The sequence below is a fragment of the Schaalia vaccimaxillae DSM 15804 genome (genome assembly GCF_000420425.1).
GTDB classification, from domain to species: domain Bacteria; phylum Actinomycetota; class Actinomycetes; order Actinomycetales; family Actinomycetaceae; genus Pauljensenia; species Pauljensenia vaccimaxillae.
The window spans coordinates 193812-216666 of record NZ_ATUX01000007.1; the positions used below are offsets into that span (position 1 = coordinate 193812).

General features: G+C 57.8%; 17 protein-coding genes. 10 read left to right on the forward strand and 7 right to left on the reverse strand.

Features of this window, described 5'->3' with window-relative positions:
* Positions 1–68: 68 nt before the first annotated feature.
* The 4 genes from valS to G439_RS0105880 all read right to left on the reverse strand — a co-directional run bounded on the left by valS (position 69) and on the right by G439_RS0105880 (position 7044).
* Positions 69–2801, reverse strand: coding sequence for a valine--tRNA ligase (gene valS / locus G439_RS0105865; RefSeq protein WP_022868255.1), 2733 nt, complete (start codon positions 2799–2801; stop codon positions 69–71).
* A 53-nt stretch (positions 2802–2854) separates the two neighbouring features.
* Positions 2855–4207, reverse strand: a complete 1353-nt coding sequence (locus tag G439_RS0105870) for a Na+/H+ antiporter family protein (protein ID WP_022868256.1) — start codon at positions 4205–4207, stop codon at positions 2855–2857.
* A 54-nt stretch (positions 4208–4261) separates the two neighbouring features.
* Positions 4262–5071, reverse strand: a complete 810-nt coding sequence (proC, locus tag G439_RS0105875) for a pyrroline-5-carboxylate reductase (RefSeq protein ID WP_022868257.1) — start codon at positions 5069–5071, stop codon at positions 4262–4264.
* A gap of 113 nt (positions 5072–5184) precedes the next feature.
* Positions 5185–7044, reverse strand: a complete 1860-nt coding sequence (locus tag G439_RS0105880) for a helicase HerA-like domain-containing protein (protein WP_022868258.1) — start codon at positions 7042–7044, stop codon at positions 5185–5187.
* Between the two features lie 223 nt (positions 7045–7267).
* Here G439_RS0105880 and G439_RS0105885 point away from each other — a divergent pair, with 223 nt between their 5' ends.
* The 5 genes from G439_RS0105885 (at position 7268) to G439_RS0105905 (ending at position 14566) form a co-directional block, all read left to right on the forward strand.
* On the forward strand, positions 7268–8002 hold the full coding sequence (locus G439_RS0105885; RefSeq protein ID WP_022868259.1) for a ComEA family DNA-binding protein: 735 nt from the start codon (positions 7268–7270) through the stop codon (positions 8000–8002).
* A gap of 281 nt (positions 8003–8283) precedes the next feature.
* Positions 8284–9777: a ComEC/Rec2 family competence protein gene (locus G439_RS11340; protein ID WP_051125713.1), complete on the forward strand. Its 1494-nt coding sequence runs from the start codon at positions 8284–8286 to the stop codon at positions 9775–9777.
* Positions 9778–9859: 82 nt separating this feature from the next.
* Entirely contained in the window at positions 9860–10846 is a 987-nt protein-coding gene (gene holA, locus G439_RS0105895) for a DNA polymerase III subunit delta (RefSeq protein WP_022868261.1), read from the forward strand.
* Positions 10847–10902: 56 nt separating this feature from the next.
* A complete protein-coding gene (locus G439_RS0105900; RefSeq protein WP_022868262.1) occupies positions 10903–12651 on the forward strand; it encodes an ABC transporter ATP-binding protein in 1749 nt (582 codons plus the stop codon).
* A 1-nt stretch (position 12652) separates the two neighbouring features.
* On the forward strand, positions 12653–14566 hold the full coding sequence (locus G439_RS0105905; RefSeq protein ID WP_022868263.1) for an ABC transporter ATP-binding protein: 1914 nt from the start codon (positions 12653–12655) through the stop codon (positions 14564–14566).
* Between the two features lie 169 nt (positions 14567–14735).
* Here G439_RS0105905 and rpsT read toward each other — a convergent pair whose 3' ends face one another.
* Both rpsT and G439_RS0105915 read right to left on the reverse strand, forming a co-directional pair.
* Positions 14736–14999, reverse strand: coding sequence for a 30S ribosomal protein S20 (gene rpsT / locus G439_RS0105910; protein ID WP_022868264.1), 264 nt, complete (start codon positions 14997–14999; stop codon positions 14736–14738).
* Positions 15000–15222: 223 nt separating this feature from the next.
* Positions 15223–15813 carry a type II toxin-antitoxin system PemK/MazF family toxin gene (locus G439_RS0105915; RefSeq protein WP_022868265.1) on the reverse strand — a complete coding sequence of 197 codons (591 nt, stop codon included), beginning with the start codon at positions 15811–15813 and terminating at the stop codon, positions 15223–15225.
* Between the two features lie 237 nt (positions 15814–16050).
* Between G439_RS0105915 and G439_RS12165 the strand changes: the two genes are divergently transcribed.
* From G439_RS12165 to hemW, 5 genes are all read left to right on the forward strand, one after another.
* The gene (locus G439_RS12165) at positions 16051–17022 is read left to right on the forward strand and encodes a tetratricopeptide repeat protein (protein WP_051125714.1); all 972 of its coding nucleotides are present in this window, start codon (positions 16051–16053) and stop codon (positions 17020–17022) included.
* Between the two features lie 123 nt (positions 17023–17145).
* A complete protein-coding gene (gene lepA, locus G439_RS0105925; RefSeq protein ID WP_022868267.1) occupies positions 17146–19002 on the forward strand; it encodes a translation elongation factor 4 in 1857 nt (618 codons plus the stop codon).
* Positions 19003–19011: 9 nt separating this feature from the next.
* On the forward strand, positions 19012–19857 hold the full coding sequence (trmB, locus tag G439_RS0105930) for a tRNA (guanosine(46)-N7)-methyltransferase TrmB (protein WP_022868268.1): 846 nt from the start codon (positions 19012–19014) through the stop codon (positions 19855–19857).
* The gene (locus tag G439_RS11350; protein ID WP_022868269.1) at positions 19850–21106 is read left to right on the forward strand and encodes an MFS transporter; all 1257 of its coding nucleotides are present in this window, start codon (positions 19850–19852) and stop codon (positions 21104–21106) included. Before trmB ends, G439_RS11350 begins: the two co-directional genes overlap by 8 nt.
* On the forward strand, positions 21103–22356 hold the full coding sequence (gene hemW, locus G439_RS0105940; protein WP_022868270.1) for a radical SAM family heme chaperone HemW: 1254 nt from the start codon (positions 21103–21105) through the stop codon (positions 22354–22356). The genes G439_RS11350 and hemW overlap by 4 nt, the downstream gene beginning before the upstream one ends.
* 62 nt (positions 22357–22418) lie before the next feature.
* On the opposite strand, the gene G439_RS0105945 is transcribed toward hemW, so the two are convergent.
* Positions 22419–22841, reverse strand: a complete 423-nt coding sequence (locus G439_RS0105945) for a beta-class carbonic anhydrase (RefSeq protein WP_243442554.1) — start codon at positions 22839–22841, stop codon at positions 22419–22421.
* Positions 22842–22855: the final 14 nt, after the last annotated feature.

Below are 22855 nucleotides of genomic sequence, written 5' to 3' on the forward strand. Positions count from 1 at the left end.
CTCATCGGAACACATAGTTGGGGCGTTGACTCGCAAGCCAACGCCCCAACTCTTACGCGTGTGAAAGATCAGGCCTTGCGCTTGGCGGGGGCTTCACCCAACTCGAAGCTCGTGACACGCGCGCCCTCGGCCTCGTCCATCGAATCATCCCCAACCACGATCGATAGGGCACCAGGTGCCTTCGAGGCAGCTTCAAGGTCACCCGACACAGCCTGCAACGCATCTGCGAAGGACGCCGGAGCCTCAACGGTTACCGCAAGGAACGGGGTACGCGGCGACACCTTGGCCTCCGACTTGACGCGACGCAAAGCAATGAGCGCGCTAGACGCAGCCGAGAGCACCGCACGATCCCCACCGACCTCGGACAGTGTTTCGCTGGTCGGCCAAGCAGCCAAGTGCACTGAGCCAGGGCGGTACCAAGACCACACCTCTTCGGTGACGAAAGGCAGGTAGGGGGCCAAGAGACGCACAACATTGTCAATAACAATTGCCAGTGCTGCGCGAGCCGACGCCGCCTCATCATTGGCCCACTGACCATCGCGGTTGTAGGCGCGTTCCTTCACCAACTCCAAGTAGTCATCACAGAAAGTCCAGAAGAAGGACTCCGTGACCTCAAGGGCACGCGTGTGGTCGTAGGAAGCCAAAGCCTTCGACGCCACATCGATTACTTCGCGTAGCTCAGCAATCACTGAACGATCCAGTGGCTGCGTGACATGGGTCGGATCCAGGTCAAGATCTGCGCCCTCACCGCCCATGGTCAACGCAAACTTCGACGCATTGAGTACCTTAATCGCCAGGCGACGACCAATCTTCATCTGAGCCTCATCAAAGGTGGCATCCAAGCCCAGGCGAGCCGAAGCAGCCCAGTAACGCACCGCGTCCGAACCGTACTTTTCTAGCAGGCCCATGGGGGTAACAACGTTACCCTTCGACTTCGACATCTTCTTGTGGTCAGGATCCAGAATCCACCCGGAAATACCCGCGTGCTTCCACGGCAACTCACCGAATTCCAAGTCGGCGCGCACCACGGTGGAGAACAGCCACGTGCGAATAATGTCTTGACCCTGGGGACGCAGATCCATCGGGTAGGTGCGAGAGAACAGATCCTCGTCCTCGAGCCAACCGGTGGCAATCTGGGGAGACAAGGACGAGGTCGCCCACGTATCCATAATGTCCAATTCGCCAACGAACCCGCCGGGCACACCGCGCTGCTCCGCCGTGTAGCCCTCAGGCACATCCGAAGACGGGTCAACGGGAAGAGCTGACTCGTTGGGGGTAATGATGTCGTCGTAGTTGACATCACCGTCGGCATCTACCCGATACCACAGGGGGAAAGGCACGCCGAAGAAACGCTGACGGGACACCAGCCAGTCGTTATTTAGGCCAGTCACCCAGTTCTCGTAGCGCACACGCATAAAGTCAGGGTGGAACTCTAACTCGCGGCCACGCTCAACCAACTCAGCGTTCAGGTCTTTGCCAGATGCCGGGTTGGTCCACGGCTTACCACCGTTGCGGATGTACCACTGGCGTGACGTGACAATCTCCAAGGGCTTGTCGCCCTTTTCAAAGAAGTTGGTCTGACGTACCGTCTTGGTGGGTTCGCCGCGCAGCTCACCCGATTCACGCAGGCGCGCCACCAGAGCTTCACGAGCTGAGAAAGTCGTCTTACCGGCAATCTCCTCGTAGGCTTCAACGCCGGCAGGGTCCGTGATCCACTCGGGAGTCTCAGCCACAATGCGCCCATCCTTACGTAGGATCGCACGCAGCGGCAGGCCCAGGTCGCGCCACCAGTCAATATCGGTGGTGTCGCCGAAGGTACAGCACATGGCAATACCCGCACCCTTATCCATCTCGGCTTCCGGGTGGGCCAAGACAGGAACCTCAACGCTGTAGGCAGGCGACTTCACGGTCTTGCCAAAGAGAGGCTTGTAACGCTCATCGTCAGGATGGGCAACGAGGGCGACGCAGGCGGCCAGCAGTTCAGGGCGAGTCGTCTCAATGCACACGTCCACGCCGTTTTCCACCGGAGCGCCAGCCGCTAGAGCTTCGGCAGCTGCAGCCTCGTCGGTCAAATGGAAAGCAATACGATGGTAGAAGCCCGGGTACTCGCGCGACTCCAACTCAGCTTGGGCAACCGCAGTCTGGAAAGTGACATCCCACAAGCCAGGAGCTTCAGCCTGATAGGCCTCGCCGCGAGCCAGGTTACGCAAGAAAGCAGCCTGAGCGACCTTGCGGGCGCGCTTACCAATGGTCTGGTAGTTCTGCTTCCAATCCACCGACAGACCCAGGTAACGCCACAGAGCCTCAAACTGGGCTTCGTCCTCGACGGTCAGACGCTCGCACAATTCCACGAAGTTCTTACGCGAGATCGGCTGCTGGTCGCGTGCCTTAATGGACTTGCCGTCCCCGCCCTCGTGCGGAGGAACAAAACCCTCAACGTAGGGCAACGTCGGGTCGACGCGGACACCAAAGTAGTTCTGGACGCGACGCTCGGTAGGCAAACCATTGTCGTCCCACCCCATGGGGTAGAAGACGGCTTTGCCAGTCATGCGCTGGTAGCGGGCCACGACGTCGGTGTGCGTGTAAGAGAACACGTGGCCCACGTGAAGGGAGCCAGAAACTGTGGGCGGAGGAGTGTCAATCGAATAGACCTGCTCGCGTGAGGCCGTGCGATCAAAAGAGTAGGCGGCCAATGCCTCCCACTGATCATTCCACTTTGCTTCGAGCCCCTCGGCACCTACGCGGTCCGGAACCTGTGGCGCAGCAACGGTTGTGGGGGTGATGTCGGGACGCTCGCCCATATTCTTCTATTCTCCATCCGAGTCGTGGACTAGTACCTGTCAAGCCTACGCGATCACAGGACCATCGACGCAATCCAGCCGCCAAAGAGCAGCGGGATATTGAAGTGGATAAACGTCGGGATCACAGTGTCACGAATGTGGTCGTGCTGGCCGTCAACATTCAGACCCGTGGTGGGGCCCAAGGTTGAATCCGACGCCGGCGAACCTGCGTCTCCCAGTGCTCCGGATGTGCCAATGAGGGCAACGGTTGCCAGGGGAGAGAAACCGAGAGCGGCGCACAGCGGTACGTAGATGGCCGAAATGATCGGCAGAGTGGAGAAAGATGACCCGATACCCATGGTGATGATCAAGCCAACAATGAGCATGGCGAGGGAGGCCAGCAGCTTTGAGCCGGCAAAGATCGCAGCTGTGTCTTCAACCAGAGGTTCAATGTGGCCCGAGGCTTTCAGGACCGACGCATAACCCTGGGCGGTGATCATAATGAGGCCAATGAGGGACATCATCTTCATGCCGCCGGTGAAGACGTCGTCTGCCTTGGTCCAGGGCACGACGCGCATGAAGAGCATGAGGCACAGGCCAACCAGTGAACCAATGAGCAGGGGATCGGCTTCGGTGCCTGCGATAGACAGCCACGTTTGGATGATGAAGCAGGCGAAGATGGCGACAACGGCTGCCCACACCTTCTTCATGTCGATCGGCTTGTCGGCGTTGGCGTTGAAGTCGCCGGACACGGTCTGGTATGTGCGTGGCTTGCGGTAGGTGACAAAAACGGCGATGAGCAGACCAATGAACATAGATAGAGCCGGGATCGCCATTGCCGTGATGGGGGAGATTCCGTCCAAGTTCATTCCGGCTTTTTCAATGTTGCCAAAAAGAATGTCGTGCAGGTAGATGCGGCCAAAGCCGATAGGCAAGAACATGTAGGCGGTGACCACACCGAAGGTGATCGCACAGGCAATGGCGCGTCGATCCATGCGCAGCGCTGTCATCACGCCGATGAGCGGTGGGATCAGCAGCGGAATAAAGGCGATGTGGATGGGAATGAGATTTTCCGCCAGGACACCCATGATGACAATGCCGCCCATGATGGCAAAACGGGCGAAACGAGCGACCTTCTCTGAGGTTGATTCGTTGGCTCCCTCAACCTTGCCGATAATCCAGTTCGCTAGAAGTTGGGGCAGACCCGAGTGGGCGACCGCCATTGCGAAGGCGCCGAGGAGCGCGTAGGACAGGGCAATCTGCGCGCCACCAGCCAAACCTTCTTGGAAGGCCACCATGGTGTCTTGCAGGCCAAGGCCGGCTACGAGGCCGCCGACCAGTGAGGCAATGAATAGGGAAATCACCACGTGTACTCGTGCGACTGACAGCACGAGCATGATGAGAACGGAGAGAAGAACGGCGTTCATGAGGATCCTGTGTTGGGGTTTATGTTGAAAAACTGGGATGAAAAGTTCTGGAAGTTAGGACAGTTCAGCGTCTCGGGAGATTGCCGCGTCGACGGCATGGACGAGTGCGGAAGATAAACCGTGTTCCTGGGCGGCGAGCAAACCGGCGATGGTGGTTCCGCCCGGGGAGCACACCTGGTCGACGAGCTGGCTGGGCACGGTGCCCTCGCAAGACTGTCTGTCGAGGACCAAAGCCGCTGAGCCAGCAAACGCTTGTGCAGCGATCTGCGTGGCCGTAGTTTTAGTCAGACCGTGCTTGACTCCTGCACGGGCTAAGTCCTCAATCATTTGGAAAACCCAGGCAGGTGAGCAGGCTGCGAGGGCCTGGAAAGCGGGGAATTGCGATTCAGGAACAACCAGGGCACGCCCAACCGTTTCCATGAGTTTGACAACGGCGGCCACGTCCTCGTCACTGGCGTTAGCCGAGCAGACAGAGCTCATTGACTGGCCAATCTGCGCATTGACGTTGGGCATGACTCGAACCAGGCGCACGCCGAATCCGAAATCGTCGATGATTGTCGACAGCGTACGTCCAGCGGCGATGGAGACGACCACCGCTTGGGGGCGGGAGCGCACAGTGTCAGCGATTTCAGCGATCACGAGGCTTTGGATGTGCGGCTTGACGGCCAGGACGATGAGGTCAGCTTGGGTGGCTAGATCGATATTGGAATCGATGGCGGTTGCGCCCAGTTCTGACGCTAAAGACGCACTGGCTTCGGTGTTGATATCGGTGAAGAGTAGGTCAGACCCGACTAGGCCACCATTCACTGCGCCGCGTGCGATGGCACGTGCCATCGCCCCCGTCCCGATGAATCCGATCCGCATCGCTGTCTCCCGTGTCGATAATGGGCGCTGGTGCGACGAGTGAACGTCGCCGGGCTTAATCTAGCGTGAAGCGGGCAACCGTATCTGGGATGTCCGCAGAATTCACAAGCGAATTATCGCCGTCGGGTTCCAAAGATGGACCGAGTAATTTCGCGTCCTGCGGTACGCAATACCGATCCAAGGGCCGACTCAATCTGCTTGGCTCTGCGTTCGGCCGCCCGCTGCTTGGCGGCTTCCTCCTTTTGGTGTGCCTTCTCGGCTTCGCGCAACTGCCGTTCGGCTTCTTTCTGCGCAGCAGCCTGCTCTTTCGCCAGTTGTTTCTCGAGCTCAGCGGCTTCTTTCTCTTGGCGTTTCTTGGCTTCTGCTTCGGCAATGGCCCGGGCCTTTTCTGCTTCTGCTTGGGCGCGGCGTTGGGCGAGTTTTTCTTCAGCAGATTCGGGGTTTATGGCTGTCGCATACTTGGCGTTAATCGGGGAGGAGACGTTGATCTGGTTGATTGCCTCAGCTGATGCGGGTCCCATAACTGAGGCGGGCGCCCAGATCGCAGTAGGTGCCACCGGCGTCGGATTGCCCTTGGGGTTCAGGACCGTGACGACCGCTTCGCCGGTTCCTAGGTTGGTAAGGACTTCGTCGAGGGCGAGGTCAGTCTGGGGGAAGGTCTGGACCGTTGCCTTGAGTTTCTTCTGGTCGTCTGGGGTGACAGCGCGCAGGCCATGCTGGATACGTGAACCCAGTTGGGCCAAAACGTCGGAGGGAATGTCCTTGGGTGTCTGAGTGACGAAAACAATACCGACACCTTTGGAACGGATGAGTCGAACAGTTTGGACGACTTGGCGCAAGAACTCCTTCGTTGCGTCAGCAAAAAGCAGGTGGGCCTCGTCGAAGAAGAAGACGAGTTTGGGTTTATCGGTGTCGCCGACTTCCGGCAGTCCGGTGAACAGGTCTGCCAGCAACCACATAATGACGGCGGATACGAGTCCTGGCCGGCTGGTAATGTCCCCGACGCCTAGGAGAGAAATAACGCCTTTTCCGTCGCTGTTGGCACGGATGAGGTCATCTGTGTCAAAACCAGGATCACCGAAGAACTGGTCGGCACCTTGAGACTCCAGCGCGGTCAGGGTCCGCAAAATGACGCCGGCGGTTGCTTTGGACACTCCGCCAATTGACGTCAGCTCGGCTGCGCCCTCGTCAGAAGTCAGGAAGGCAATAACAGAACGCAGGTCAGCCAGGTCAATGAGTTCGAGTTGATTCTGATCGGCCCAGGAGAACATAAGTTGGAGGGCCTGTTCTTGGATGGTGTTCAGATCGAGGGCGCGGGCCAGCAGGATCGGACCGAAGTCACAGATTCGTGCTCGTATGGGTGTTCCGGTGAATTGCTGCGCAAGTCCCCCTAGGTTGAGCAATTCGACGGGGAACGAGGCCGGAGCCCAGTTTTGCCCATTTGCTGCGGTACGCGCCAGGAGCTTATCCGATGAGGCACCTGCTTCGGCCAATCCCGTTAGGTCGCCTTTGACGTCGCACAGGAGCACGGAGGTGCCGGCTGCCGAAAGTCCTTCAGCTAGGAGTTGCAGGGTACGGGTCTTGCCGGTGCCGGTTGCCCCAGCAACCAAGAGGTGCCGGTTGAGCATTCCCAAGGGCAAAGAGGTTTTCACTGTGGGAACACGCGAGCCTTCATCGATGAGAGCCCCAAGGGTGAGGGAGGGAACATCGAAGGAATAAGCACTGTGGATTTCAGTAGCAAAGTCTGAAAGTCCAGTTGTCGGCGCTGCGCTTTCGCGAACCTGTTCAGTGGAGGTGATGGCAGTGTCCTGTGCGGTGCCGTCGGAGGCCTCGGTGTTGGCGGCGCTTTGTGCAGCCGCCAACTGGGCTTTGAGGGCCTCGGCTTTAGCTCGCGCTGCTTCTGCTTCGGCTGCCTTTGCGGTGGCTTCGGCTGCGGCAAGTTGAGCACGCAGCTCTTCGATCTCGTCACTCATGGCGGGTCCTCCATTAGGGCGGCATTCATGCAGGCCCGAATGCGTCTGTCTGTGTGGCATCGCGTTGGTGGATTGCATGAACCTGGTAACTGTGCACAAGCGTAGTAGAAAGGCGGGCCAAATCAGATGCATCCGTATCCACAGGGGTAATACAAGGAGGCTCATCCACAGGCTGAGAGGGAGATAGTGCTCGGAAGCCGAGTATCCGCATAGCGTTGAAATCATGGATCCCATGGCGCGCCTCAAACTCAAGAGGCTTACGCGCGCCGTTTATGACTCTTCCGCCATTGACCCCGGCGAACCGTCATCTCGCAGCCGGTTCCTGCCCAACGCGGCGACGGTGATCGTCCTCGTCTGCGTTGTCGGGATCATTACTGGACTCTCACTCTGGCTCGGACCAAGCCCGCAACCTGCCGCACAGTCAAACGACCATATCCGCGATGACGAGGCCCCGGCGCAGTCGTTGAACACCAATTCGCTAGTTTCAGACGAATCGAGCCAAAGGGACGAGCAGATGCAGCGCGACGCCCAGCGCCTCCTCATCATCCACGTCGTTGGCAAGGTTGAAGCACCTGGCGTCTATTCTCTACCCGAGGGCTCGCGGATTATCGACGCTGTGCAAGCAGCTGGCGGAGCTCACTCAGACGCGAACCTGGCGGGCATTAACCTGGCGCAACGCATACATGATGGGGAACAAATCAACATCCCCGGCCCAGGAGAATCAGCGTCACCGAACGCTCAGACTCTCGCCGAAACACCGCAACAAACCTGTATCAACCTCAACACTGCTTCTCAGGATGAACTTCAAGAACTTGACGGAGTGGGCCCGGCGCTCTCAAGCCGAATTGTTGACTACCGCCAACAGGTCGGCTCCATCGCGACAGTGGAACAACTCGATGCCGTATCCGGCATAGGTCCAGCGATGCTGGAGAAAATCCGAACCAAGGCCTGCTTATGAACGCTCATCCATTTGTTTGTCGACGCAGGTTCGGATTGCCCGGAGAGTCTAAAACGCAGGCTGAACCGGAAACATGTAGCACGGCTGAAATACAGCCAGAGCCTCAGCCGCAGCCCCAATCCAACACGGACTCTACCCGCAGCAAAACGCGTAGCCCCCACATGATTGACCTGCGGCTACTTCTTCCAGCGTGCTCTGGATGGGCCTCATCCTGGATAGCGACAAGTACACAGATTGCGGACACAACGAAAATCTGGCTACTTGCCGTCGGAATCACAGCGATGATTGGCCTTACCTGGTCATGGATTCTCCGCCACCGGTTAGAGCCGCCCAAACACGCTTTAACACCAGGAGGATCCATCCGCCTCGCCCTCGTCCTGGCTTTTGCCGTTGCCACCTGCACGGGGCTAACAGGAGCCGACGCCCTCGCTCAGCATCGGCGCGATGTTGTGACGCGGGCAGTCGAAGAATTCCCAGGTGCTCCGGTCACGATGCGCATACGGCTCACTCAAGACCCGGCACCCATCCGCACGTCATTTTCACAAGGCCACTTCGGGGCGAACGCTCGAATTCTCAACGTCACCACCGTCGACGAGACCACGGGCCACTCTGGCGCCATGATCTGGGCACAAGGACAGGGATGGGCGAAATATGCCCGCGGCGATGAACTCCTCATCCGAGGCAGTGTCGACACCGGCTTCCACGCCGACCCACCCTACGTCGGTTCGATTCGCGTCCAATCCAGCCAATTACTCCACCGTCCAGACGGCTGGACCGCCTGGGTACGCCACATTCGCCATTCCCTTGTCCAAGCCTGCGCCTCCCTATCAGACCAGGGAAAAGCCCTGGTGCCAGGAATGGCAGTAGGAGATGACAGGCAGATGAATCGCGAACTTGAGGACGCCATGCGCACAGCCTCGTTGACTCACCTCGTCGCCATATCGGGTAGCCATATCGCCATCATTTTGGCCGTGCTGGCCCACCTGCTGCCAGGCAACCGCCTCATCAAAGCACTGGCCACACTTGTTGTCCTAGCCACGATTGTTGCCCTGGTTGGGCCGCAAGCCTCCGTGCTGCGGTCGGTCAGCGTCGCGACCGTCGGGGTGGCAGGCCTTCTACTGCACCGCAGCGGCCAATCCATGGCGGCGCTGGGTGCAGTCGTCATCGCCTTCCTGCTGATAGATCCGTGGTCTGCGCGCAGTTATGGCTTTGCCTTATCCGTGGTGGCCACCGTTGCAGTGGTTGGGCCCGCGGCTGCTATTAGCCGGTGGGCAACCACCCACCTGCGCAGCGACACCGTTGGGGGAAGAATCTGCCAAAAAGCTCTCGGTGCACTTTCTATCCCAGCGTGTTGCCAACTATTTGTTTTGCCCTTACTTCTTGTCCTTGATGACAAAGCGCCCTTGTGGGGCGTGTGTGCCAATATCCTCGCCGCGCCCGCCGTTGCTCCAGCCACGATCCTGGCGCTCACGGCCGCCCTGGTTTCGCCCCTGTCGCTATCAGCGGGGCAGTTGTTGGCCTCCGCTTCATCTCTTTTTACCGGCTGGATTGCCGGTGTTGCGCAATATGTGGCCCAGTGGCCCGCAGCGACGGTGCCGATTCCTGGAGGCGCACGAGGCGTGGTTGTCGGCTTCGTTGTAGCTGCTGGCGTGTGGCTTGCGTGGAAAGAAGGAATGAGAATGCGCAACAGGAACAGGAACAGGAACCGGTCAGAGGCGTGGATCGGAGGCGAGGGCGTGAGACCTCCCACGAACACCGATTCTCACACTTCCTGAGAACCCCAGATGCCCACGCTTCATGGAAAAATCATTGGAGACGGCACAAGGCCGCCACATGACCTGAATGAGGGGGAGAGCCATGGCAGGACGTGCGCCGCGCAGTAAAGCCCCCGTTGAGATCACACTGGCTCCCGTGGTTCTCGTTAAGGGATCCGAAGGCCTCCTCGTTGATCGGGCACTGGAGCGATTGCGCTACCTGGCGCACGAGGCCGACCCCGCCCTCGAACGTACTGATCTTGCTGCAGCCTCATACCAAGCAGGACAACTCGACGTCATCACCTCGCCCTCGCTCTTTGGCGAATCACGCATGATCATCATCAATGACCTGGAAACCATGTCGGATGCTCTTGCCGAAGACCTGGTTGCCTATGTTCAGACTCCCGCACCCGACGTGTGGCTCTTCCTTGTCCACCCGGGCGGTAATGCGCGAGGTAAAAAGGTTCTCGACACGATCGCAAAAGCCAAACACCCGATCATCCCAGCGGACCCGCTCAAGAATGACAAAGACAAACTTGATCTCATCCGTGCCGATGTGCGCAATGCCCACCGGCAGATGGATCAAGACGCCATGCAAGCCATCGTCGATGCCCTCGGCTCAGACCTGCGCTCCATGGCAGCGGCCGTTGCCCAACTCATCGCAGACGTCCCCGGCCGCATCACCGCCGACGACGTCAAGCGCTACCAGGCAGGCAGGGTTGAAGCCACCGGATTCGACGTTGCCGACGCAGCAATCGCTGGAAACACCGCTCAAGCCTTGACTCTTTTACGCCACGCCTTCGCAACCGGCGTTGATCCCACCCCGCTGGTGATCGCATTGGCTATGAAAGTCCGAGCCATGGCGAAGGTGTCGATCGCCGGCTCAGCCGGCCCGGGCGTCCTCAAGATGGCACCCTGGCAGATTGATCGAGCACGCCGCGATCTGCGCGCATGGTCCGACCAATCCTTAGCCGGTGCGATTAAAGCGATCGCAGTGGCTGACGCAGAAACTAAAGGCTTGTCGAAAGATCCCGAAAGGGCCGTCGAAAAAGCGGTCATCACCATCTGCCGCCTGCGAGGGCGCAACTAACATCCCGAATTTGAGATCCGGCCAGGATCTGCGGGCCGAAACAACGAAAGACACATATGAAAACGGTGCGCGTTCTCGCGCGCAGCCTGCGCGAATATAAGAAAGAATCCCTGCAGACGCCGATCTTCGTCACCTTCGAAGTGATCCTTGAATGTGTTTTGCCATTCATGATGGCCGAACTCATCGACCGGCTCACCGGCGAATCAATGGGCCCCATCCTTCAAGTGGGACTCGCCTTGCTCATCATGGCCATGATCTCGCTAGTCTTCGGTGTCCTTGCTGGAGCGCGAGCAGCCACAGCCGCCGCGGGTTTTGCTCGCCACCTGCGCCAAGACATCTTCTTCAAGGTCCAGGACTTTTCTTTTGCTGATATCGACAAGTTCTCGACCTCGTCGCTCGTCACCCGCATGACCACCGACGTGACCAACGTGCAAAACGCCTACCAGATGCTCATCCGCATAGCGGTCCGTGTGCCCCTCATGGTGATCTTCTCAATCGTCATGACATTGACGATCAACCCGAAGATGGCGCTGATCTTCTTAATCATGCTGCCCTTCCTTGCTGCAGCACTCCTCGGACTAGCCAGATACGTTTTCCCGATCTTCAAAAGGATCTTCAAAAAATACGACGCTCTGAATAATTCCGTTCAGGAGAACATCTCCGCTATCCGCGTCGTCAAGTCCTTTGTTACCGAAGAACACGAGAAGTCCAAATTTGGTCGGGCATCCCAAGAAGTGCGCGCCGACTTCACATATGCAGAAAAAGTTCTCGCACTGAACAACCCGATCATGGTGTTCTTCATCTACACGGCGATGATGCTCGTCAACTACATTGGCGCGCGCATGATCATCTCCTCGGGTGGTAGCGAACTGACCACAGGATCCCTGTCATCCCTGATGACTTACGGGGTGCAAATCCTGGCTTCCATGATGATGCTCGCCTTTATTTTCGTCATGGTCTCCATGTCGGCCGAGTCAGCCAACAGGATCGCCGAAGTGCTCCAACACGAGCCAACACTGACATCGCCGGCAGACGGAATCAGAAAGGTGCCCAACGGACAGATCCGATTCGACAACGTGTCCTTCCGGTACTCGCCTGAAGCGCAAGCTGACGCCCTCGCCAATATTGACCTGACGATTCCAAGCGGCTCAATCCTGGGAATTGTAGGAGGCACCGGCTCATCCAAAACCACACTCATCCAGTTGATCTGTCGCCTCTACGATGTCACAGAGGGGCGTGTGAGCGTAGGCGGTATTGACGTGCGTGACTACGACCTACAAACCTTGCGTGACCAGGTTGCGGTCGTCCTACAAAAGAACGTGCTCTTTGCAGGAACCATCAAAGACAACCTGCGCTGGGGCAACCCGGATGCCACGGACGAAGAACTCGTTCACGCAGCCAAACTTGCTCAGGCTCACGACTTCATCATGGGATTCCCCAACGGATACGACACTCGCATTGAGCAGGGCGGCACCAATGTTTCAGGTGGTCAAAAGCAACGCTTGTGTATTGCGAGAGCCCTACTGAAGAAGCCTAAAGTCATTATTTTTGACGACTCAACATCCGCCGTTGATACCAAGACCGATGCTCTGATCCGCGCGGCTTTCACACGCGAAATCCCCGACACCACTCAGGTCATCATCGCTCAACGCCTCTCATCGGTGGCTCACGCAGACCACATAATCGTCCTGGACAATGGGCGGATTATTGAGCAAGGAAGCCACGACGAACTCATCACGCTAGGTGGGGAATACCAACAGATTTACGCCTCGCAAAATAAGGATGATCACGAGGAGGTGGCGTGAAATGAGCACACAGAAATTGCACCTCGACGCGAAAGCTGACAAGCCATTCAAACGGTTGAACTCATACATCTTCAGCCGCTACCCGGTGCGGCTCACGATCGTCGCGATTTGCATCGTGATCGCATCCATTTCGACGACCGTGGCATCGATCTTTATGCAGCGCGTTGTCGATGAGGTCATCACCCCTGGTATGGAACAGGGATTACCTGCAGTGATGCCCGTTCTCATGCGCATTATGGTGGCGATGGGAACGGTGTACGTCCTCGGTATTGTCACCACGGCCATTTACACGCAGATTATGGCCAACGTGACCCAGGGGATCCTTAAAAACATGCGAGACGACATGTTCGACCGCATGCAGACCCTGCCAATCAAATACTTCGACACCAACGCTCACGGCGCCATTATGTCGACGTACACCAATGACACGGACGCGATCCGCCAGCTCATTGGCCAGTCCATCCCCACTCTCATTCAGTCCGGCCTCACCATCGTTGCCATGGTTGCGATGATGGTCTACTACAGCCTGTGGCTGACGATCATTGTCGTCGCCTTCGCTGTCCTCATGGTTGCGGTCACCGCAAAACTTGGGGGCGCGTCTTCGACCTTCATGGTTGCTCAACAGCAGTCGTTGGCTGCCGAGGAAGGATTCATTGAAGAAATCATGGACGGCCAGAAAGTCGTCCAGGTGTTCAACCACGAGGACGCCGCCAAGCAGGACTTCCTTGAATACAACCACCAGCTTTTTGCCGACACACAGAAAGCTAATCAATACGCCAACGTCTTGATGCCGGCACTAGGCAACATGGGCAATCTTCTCTATGTCATTGTGGCGATTGCTGGTGGCCTACTCATCCAATACGACGTGCACAATGTTGCTCTATCCGGAATGAGTGTTGTTACCGTGGGCATCATCGTGTCCTACCTGGCCATGGTGCGCCAACTATCGCAGACCATTGGGCAAGGCTCCATGCAGGTCGGCCTGATTGCTATGGGGCTGGCGGGTGCAGCCAGGGTCTTTGCTCTGATCGACGACAAACCCGAATCTGACTCCGGCTACGTTGAGCTGGTTGATGCAGTGGAAACAGCCGACGGCCAGATTGAACCGAGTGACCATAAGACGTCCATGTGGGCCTGGCGTCACCCCCACCAGGCTGACGACTCTGTGACCTACACGCAACTTCGCGGCGAGATCGTCATGGAGAATGTGGACTTTTCCTACGACGGCGTGAAAACGGTGCTCCATGACGTGTCGCTGTGGGCTAAGCCCGGGCAAAAGATTGCCTTCGTTGGCGCTACGGGTGCCGGCAAAACGACCATCACAAACCTCATTAATCGCTTCTACGACATTGACGACGGCAAGATTCGCTACGACGGCATTAACATCACCAAGCTTGCCAAAGCGGACCTGCGGCGGTCCCTCGGAGTTGTCCTCCAGGATGTCAAACTCTTTACCGGAACTGTCATGGACAATATCCGCTATGGGCGATTGGATGCCACGGATGAGGAATGCATTGCCGCAGCAAAGTTGGCCAATGCTGATGGTTTCATCCAACGGTTGCCCAATGGCTATCAGACCGAGATTGCAGGCAATGGCTCTAATTTGTCGCAGGGGCAGGCTCAGCTTTTGTCAATTGCCAGGGCAGCTGTGGCCGACCCTCCCGTGATGATTTTGGATGAGGCGACCTCATCGATTGACACGCGCACCGAGGCATTGGTGCAAGAAGGCATGGATAACCTCATGCGAGGGCGAACAGTGTTCGTCATTGCCCACCGGCTCTCCACGGTGCGTAATGCTGATGCGATCATGGTCCTGGACCAGGGCCGGATTATTGAACGCGGTAACCATGACCAGCTTGTTGCAGCCAAGGGCACGTACTACCAGCTCACTACCGGTGCTTTCGAACTGGAGTAGCGGTCCTTCCCCTCGCCGAGAGCAGACTTTATGCGCAAAAATCTCTGTTTTTGTGCCCTAAAACGACCATAAGGTCTGCTCTCGGCGAGAAGGTATAAGAAGAGGGCCGCTCCCGGGTTGGGGAGCGGCCCTCTTCGAAGCTATGGATCAGAAGATGATCCGCCAGGTGTCAGCCGAGCTTAGACACGCGCTTGGCAAGCTTGGACTTGCGGTTCGCGGCCTGGTTCTTGTGAATGACACCCTTGGAAACAGCCTTGTCGAGCTTGCGGGAGGCAGTGGCCAGCGCGGTCAGCGCAGCTTCCTTGTCTCCAGCCTCAACGGCTTCACGGGTGCGACGCACGAGCGTCTTGAGCTCAGACTTCACGGCCTGGTTACGGACGCGGCGCTTCTCGTTAGTGCGGATGCGCTTGATCTGGGACTTAATGTTAGCCACAGTCGGAAAACTCCTTGTTTCGAATGCTTATGGGGTCGGTGAGGGCTGTGTCAGAACCGGGACTGGGACGTGGGGACATCCGTGAACGGTTCAGACCAGACCCCCTGCCCGACCAGGCGCGGGAGTCCGACTGCCAACAATACCAGCGTTCGTCCCTTCGTCTCCAACTCCCAGCTGGAATATTGGCGTGAACACGCTCACGCTTGCGCTAAGTTCCGCTCTTCTAGCGCTTCTTCTGAGACTTCAACGCAGCAACGATAGTTTCCCAGGTGCTGCGAGGCAGAGTGGCTCCCTCTCGACGCACACGCTTGGTCGGCACCCACAGGGGGCGGTCGAGCCGCACTTCAGATGGACGCCCTTTGGGATCCCACGATCCTGATCCAATGTCGAGCCAGTAACGGCCCCACCGCGCTTCCTGCTCTGCGTCGCGGTCGTGGTCCTTGCTGGTCATCTGCAGGATGTAGACGCCGTTTTCTTTGCGTCCAATAACCACAACGGGTCGGTCTTTGCCTTGGGTGGGATCGTCCTCGTAGGGAATCCAAGTCCACACGACTTCGCCTGGATCTGCCTGCCCGTCGGCATGAGGGGAGTACGAGGCCGAAGCTAGCGCCTCTGACAAGGTGACCTCGCGGATGCTGCTTGTCGAGGACGAGGACGAAGAGGAGGGCGAGGGCAATGGCTTGCTTGTGCGTGTCTGCGAAGTCGATGGTCTGCGGGTAGAAGCACTGCGACGCTCGGTGGACAAGCTTTGGCCGATGAGTGAGCCCAATGCAGACACGAGGGCGCGGACCAGTCTGTTCGTTCCAGAAGACATGTCGGTAGTGCCCTTCCTCGTTCTGCCGATGTCGTTGTAGGTCGACCTCTTGCACCTGACCTTAGAGGTTTGAGCCGGTGGGAGCGAGGGACTGCACCTTCGGGAGATGTTTTCCACAAGTAACAGGAGTGGATACTTATCCACAGCTTGACAGGTCGGCCTGTTGGACCAATGCGTGACGGCGGCACAGTTGAATCAATGACAGCAGAAACCGACACAATAGGGGAGGACCCGCCAATGTCCGCGCCGAAAAGCTCATGCTCAACCGCTCCGGCTAATCCTGAAATTGCCATCGAACTAGCCCAGGTCATTAAAACTGCAGGGCGGGGCGACCTCAAGGAAGCGATTGAGCAGGGGACATCTCTGCTGTATCGATATCGAAAGGACAATCCCGCTGCCGCTATTGGGATCGCTCGAATGCTCATCGATTGGAACGGTGAGTTGGGTGACGTCCAGGAATGTCGAAAAATTGCCTCCCAATGCGTCATTGATGCCAAGGGGGTCCTTGCCCCCGATGACCCGAATCTTTTGGCTCTACGAAGCTCTGAACTGTACTGGATGTGCATGACGGGTTTTGATGACATCGCTGAGCGTCGATTCCCCAAACTTCTTGCCGATGTTGAGCGTGCGATGGGGCCGAACTCGTCTCTTAGCTGGGCGGTCAGAACGAACTCGGTGATGCCATTGAAACGCAGAGGAGACTTCGCTCGAGCGGCTGAGATTTATCGTGGTATTGCAGACGATATGGGCACGATCATGGAAGATTCCGACCCCTTGCGTTTAACGGCGATGGACAACTATGCCGAGGCCCTTTCGGGGGCTGGATGTTTCGACGAAGCTATCGCCCAGTACCGCGAAATACTAGAGATTCTGCTTCGTTGTTTCCCCGTAGGAGATAGGCAAGGCTTGCGAGTGCGCCACGAGATTGCCCAGAACATGTGGCTGGCAGGCAATCTTCAAGAGGCGGAGGACCTGTGGAAGGTGTTGGCTGAGGATGAGCGTCGATATTTAGGTGAGTGCGATGAAATGACTGCTTCGACGCGGATGCTGCTGATGGCAGTCTGCGTGGATCGAGGAGACCTTGCCCAGGCCGCTAGATGGGGACGCAGGATCCTGGAAAATCTGCCGCCCACGTGGCCCGCTGTGGATGCGGAGGCGGTCAGGTCTATGTTCGATGAAATCGAAGAGAATATTGGTCGGGGCGCCTAAAAGGTGTGAGGAGCGAGGTCCGGGGGATTGGTTCCCGAATGTGCGCGACCCGTCAGTGCTGTAATTGGCGAAACCCCGCCGAACAATGGGACGATTGGACACGACCATTCGTTGGAGGTATTCGTGTCCATACCCACGTCGGCGCAAGACGCGCTGATCCGCCCCGCTCATACGGAGCAGACCCGCATCCGCAATTTCTGCATCATTGCGCACATCGACCATGGGAAATCCACCCTCGCCGACAGGATGCTCCAGCTCACCGGCGTTGTTGAGCAGCGCGAAATGCGCGACCAATACCTAGACCGCATGGATATTGAGCGCGAGCGTGGAATCACCATTAAGTCCCAGGCTGTGCGCATGCCCTGGGCTGTTGACGATCAGCCCTATGCGCTCAACATGATTGACACCCCGGGCCACGTTGACTTCACCTACGAGGTGTCCAGGTCTCTGGCCGCATGTGAAGGCGCGGTCCTCCTTATTGACGCCGCGCAGGGTATTGAGGCCCAAACATTGGCCAACCTCTACCTGGCGATGGAAAATGACCTCGTCATTATTCCCGTGCTCAACAAGATTGACCTGCCCGGTGCTCAACCGGAAAAGTACGCTCACGAGGTCGCCCAGCTCATTGGCTGCGAAGAAGACGAAGTCCTTAAGGTGTCGGGTAAGACCGGTGAGGGCGTGGCTGAGTTGCTCGACAGAATCGTCGAGTTAGTTCCCTCGCCCGAGGGCGAGGCCGACGCAGCCACCCGCGCCATGATCTTCGACTCCGTCTATGACACCTATCGTGGCGTGGTCACCTATGTGCGTGTCATCGACGGGCGCTTGACAACCCGCCAGCGCGTCAAAATGATGTCGACTGGTGCCACCCACGAACTGCTCGAAATTGGTGTGATCTCACCTGAGCCCACTCCCTCTGAGGGTATTGGCGCTGGAGAGGTCGGTTACCTCATCACCGGTGTGAAAGATGTTCGCCAGTCCAAGGTGGGCGACACCGTCACCTCGCAGGTACGCGGCGCCACCACTCCTCTTGCTGGATACCAGGAAGCCAAGCCAATGGTGTTCTCCGGTATTTACCCAGTTGATGGCACCGATTTCCCGGTTCTGCGTGATGCTCTAGAACGCCTCCAACTCAATGACGCCGCACTGACCTATGAGCCCGAGTCATCGGCAGCGCTGGGCTTTGGTTTCCGCTGCGGCTTCCTTGGTTTGTTGCACCTAGAGATCATTCGTGAACGCCTCGAACGCGAATTCAACCTTGACCTGATTGCCACCGCGCCGAACGTCGTCTACACGGTAGTCAAGGAAGACGGATCCGAGGTCACGGTGGATAACCCGTCTGAGTTCCCGGAAGGCAAAATCCAAGAGGTTCACGAACCCACCGTTAACGCCACAATCCTGACACCGACCGATTTCACCGGCACCATCATGGAACTGTGCCAAGAACGGCGCGGCACCATGAAGGGCATGGATTACCTGTCCGAAGAACGAGTCGAGTTGCATTACGAACTGCCGTTGGCCGAGATCGTTTTCGACTTCTTCGACCAACTCAAATCCCGCACTCGCGGATATGCCTCCTTGGATTACCAGGAGTCCGGCGAACAGGTGGCCGACCTCGTCAAGGTCGATATTCTTCTCAACGGCGATCGAGTCGATGCGTTCTCGGCGATTGTTCACAAGGATCAGGCGTACTCCTACGGCGTGCGGATGACTAAACGACTCAAAGAGTTAATTCCTCGTCAGCAGTTCGAGATCCCAGTCCAGGCTGCGGTTGGGGCGCGCATCATTGCCCGTGAAACCATTAAGGCACTGCGTAAAGACATGCTGGCCAAGTGCTACGGCGGTGACATTACTCGTAAGCGCAAACTCTTGGAGAAGCAGAAAGAGGGCAAGAAGCGTATGAAGTCCATTGGGCGAGTTGACGTCCCGCAAGAGGCCTTCATTGCTGCTTTGACCTCGGACGTTCCTACAGGCAAGAAATGATCGGCTGTCATGGTTGATCGACCTAGCGTGGCAGGATCGCGACGGACTTTGCGACCGGGTGAAGCCGGAGAAGGCCAAATCTTTATGGCGCGCACAAAGTCCTTTACTCGTCGTTCACGCGATCTGCCGCCCAACTTGCAACGTACCTGGAACCAGTGGTCTCACGTTTACCTCATTGAACCCGAACGGGGGTTGGGCTACACGACGGTGGCTGAGGATTTTCATCTGAACCTACAAGAGGTCTTCGGTCGCAAAGCTCCTGTCACCCTCGAGATTGGCTCGGGAACGGGAGAACAGATCGTTTCTGCGGCAGCGCGTCACCCGGAACGCGATTACCTCGCTCTGGAAGTATGGGTCCCAGGAATTGCCAAGCTCATGTCCAAAGCGGTAGCCGCGGGAGTGACGAATGTGCGCGTCCTAGAAGCCGACGCTGCCCAAGCGTTGCCTGTGATCCTCGACGAAGCCTGCCTTGATGAGGTGTGGACATTCTTCCCGGACCCATGGCGCAAGGCGCGTCACCGCAAGCGGCGCCTCGTATCGGATGCGTTTGCACGTGAGATCTCCAGGCTCCTGGTCGACGGGGGAGTGTGGCGACTTGCAACGGATTGGGATGACTACGCTTGGCAGATGCGTGATGTCATTGAGGGCTGCGACCTTCTAGCGAATCCGTACGAGGGTGAACGCCCAGACCCGGCTGATCCCCAGCCAGAGCGCGGAGGTTTTGCCCCCCGCTTTGACGGCCGCATTGTCACGCACTTTGAAACCCGTGGGATTGATGCCGGACGCGTAGCTCACGACATTGTCGGCGTGCGTTTGCCGCGAGGCGACGGCGAAACTTCGTGTACTGATGCCTGACGGGCAAGGGCAACGCAGAGCGTCAGGCCAGTGGGACGCTTGGCGAACCCTGGTTGCAGCGACAATTTTGCTGTGCTTGTGCCTATTGGTCCGCGCGCCCCTCAATATCGTCCCGCCTCTGCTGACCAGAATCGGCGACGACCTGGCAATGGACGAGGTCGCGCTAGGCGCTTTGACTGCCGTTCCTGTCCTCTGCTTTGGCTTTTTGACGCCGCTCGGGTCGGCGTGGGTGAAACGCCTCGGACCTAATACTTCGGCTCTGGTCTTTTTGGTTCTGCTGGTTGTCGGGGCGATCATCAGGTCAAGCTCGTCAGTTTGGATGCTCTTTGCAGGCACCATCATCATGGGTTTAGGCACAGCCATCGCCAATGTTGTGATCCCGATGATTATTGGACGCGACTTTGCCACGAGGGCAGCGCTCATGACTGGGCTATACACGGTTGCGTCCAATATTGGTGTGACAGTGGTGACGGGGGTTGCTGTCCCAACCGCTCAGGCAATTGGCTGGAAAGGAGCCACGCTGGCATGGTCACTGGCGCCAACACTCCTGATGACCGCTGCGTGGATCAAGGTGTTCCCACCGCGGCGGCCACCGAAGAGTGACGTAACGCAGTCAAACGACAAAGCGTTGTCGACCTCAGCACCTGCCGTCAAACGTCAGCCTGTGTGGAAAATGCGGACGGCTTTGGCTCTGGCAGCGGCCTTTGGCGGTCACACTTTCGTCTACTATTCCTTCGCCTCATGGCTGCCCACGATGCTGGCAGACCTGCGTTCAATGACTGAAACGGACGCGGGCCTTGCTGCCACCGTTTTCCACGTCACGGGCATTATTGGATCGCTGCTTCCGCCGTTCATGCGGCGCAGCTTCGGATGTTCGACTGCGACGGTGCTCCTTGCGGTATCTGCCCTGTGGTTGGCGATGCCGATTGGTCTTCTCCTGGCGCCGACCTTGTGGCCATTGTGCTCCCTGTGCTGTGGGATGGGACATGGAGCGCTCTTTACTGCTCTTTTCACTTTGGTGATCGAACATTCCCAGACCATCGACATTAATCGGCGCGTAGTGGCGTTCGTTCAGTCCGTCGGTTATCTCATCGCAGCCGTCGGACCGATCTTTGTGGGGTGGCTGTATTCGCGAAGCGGCACTTGGATGGCTCCTCTCCTGACGCTCATTGTGTCCCTCCTCGTGATGACCGTGTCCTCGCAAATCGCAGCCCGAGGCCGTATTGATCTAACCGAGGAGGGAGCATGAGCCCATCCCAACCCGACGGAATTGCCTGGCCAGCTGACGGATCTGTCGACCCTGTCCTCGTTGAAAGCGAATCTGACCGTCCACTGAGCCTGTACGTCCACGTTCCCTTTTGCCGCGTGAGATGCGGCTACTGCGACTTCAACACCTACACCACGGGTTTTGGTCCGGGAGCTGAGCCTGGAGCCTACGCGTCCTCGGTGCTAACCGAAGCAAATTTGGCGACGTCTATCTTGGAGCGAGCAGGGATGCCAGCACGTCCTGCTTCGACCGTGTTCTTCGGCGGAGGCACACCCACTATGCTTGACGCCGGCGAGTTAGGCGCCATCCTTGCTGGATTGCGCGATAGTTTCGGTATTGCCGAGGGCGCCGAGATCACTACCGAAGCAAATCCGGACACGGTCGACCATCGGACCCTTCAGGCCCTTGCGGACGCCGGATTTACCAGGATTTCCTTTGGAATGCAGTCGGCTGTACCGCACGTTTTGCGCACCCTTGATCGGACCCATGATCCGCGTAAGGTTCCCGAAGTTGTTGATGCTGCTCGGGCTGTGGGACTAGACGTTTCGGTGGATCTCATCTACGGAACTCCAGGTGAAACTCTGTCAGATTGGCGCCGGTCTTTGGAATCGGCTCTGGAGATGAATCCCGACCACATCAGCGCCTACGCCCTCGTCATTGAGGAAGGGACCAAGATGTGGGGGCAGGTGAGTCGAGGTGAATTGCCGACACCGGAGCCAGATGACGAGGCTGCCAAGTATGAGATCGCCGATGACGTCTTGGCAGAGGCCGGCTACCGCTGGTACGAAATCTCGAACTTTGCACGCGTCGACGAGGACGAAGCTGATATTCCGGCCGCTCAGTTACGCCACGCGTCGCGCCATAATCTGGCCTACTGGCACGACTGGGATTGGTGGGGTTTGGGCCCTGGTGCCCACTCCCACATTGGGCGTTACCGCTGGTGGAATGCCAAACATCCATTGGCATACGCAGGCCGGGTGTCTGGCGGTGCAAGCCCAGCGTCTGCAGGCGAAGTTTTAGACGCGGATACGCGCAGCCTCGAAACGGTTCTGCTCAATATTCGCACCGCTGAGGGGGTTGCTATCGGGGATGCGGTTTGTCCCGACACAGTCGATGAACTCGTTGCCGACGGTTTAATCGAAGAGGCATCATTGCGCCGTGGCAGGGTGATTCTGACGTTGCGAGGGCGTCTACTTGCTGATCGGGTGACCGGCAAGCTAATGGGATTTTGAACGAGGCCGCGCTCCCGTCATCAATTGAATGACAGGAGCACGGCTGCGATCTGTGCTGGGGATTAGTTGGTGACAGGAGTTAACTCGTAGGTTTCCACGTCGAGGATGTAGCCCGAGACCCGATCTTTATGGATGAGCTCTGGGGCGTTGCGGATTTTTTTAACTCCGTCACGCACGTCCTGGGCAAGATCGGTGAACGTGTGGGCCGTCCACGTGGGAGTGTGGCCCGTCTCGCTCACGATTTCTTGTTCCAATACTTCATCGGTGAAGGTGAGCATGCCGCAGTCGCTGTGGTGGATGACCAGAATTTCTTCGGTTCCGAGCTTTCTTTGGCTCACTGCCAAGGAGCGTAAGACGTCGTCACTGATGACCCCGCCGGCGTTGCGAATGACATGGGCTTCACCCGGGTGTAGGCCTAGGGCGTAGTACACGTCAATTCGGGCATCCATGCAGGTCACAATGGCAATTTTCATTGACGGAGGCATAACTCGAGGGTGGC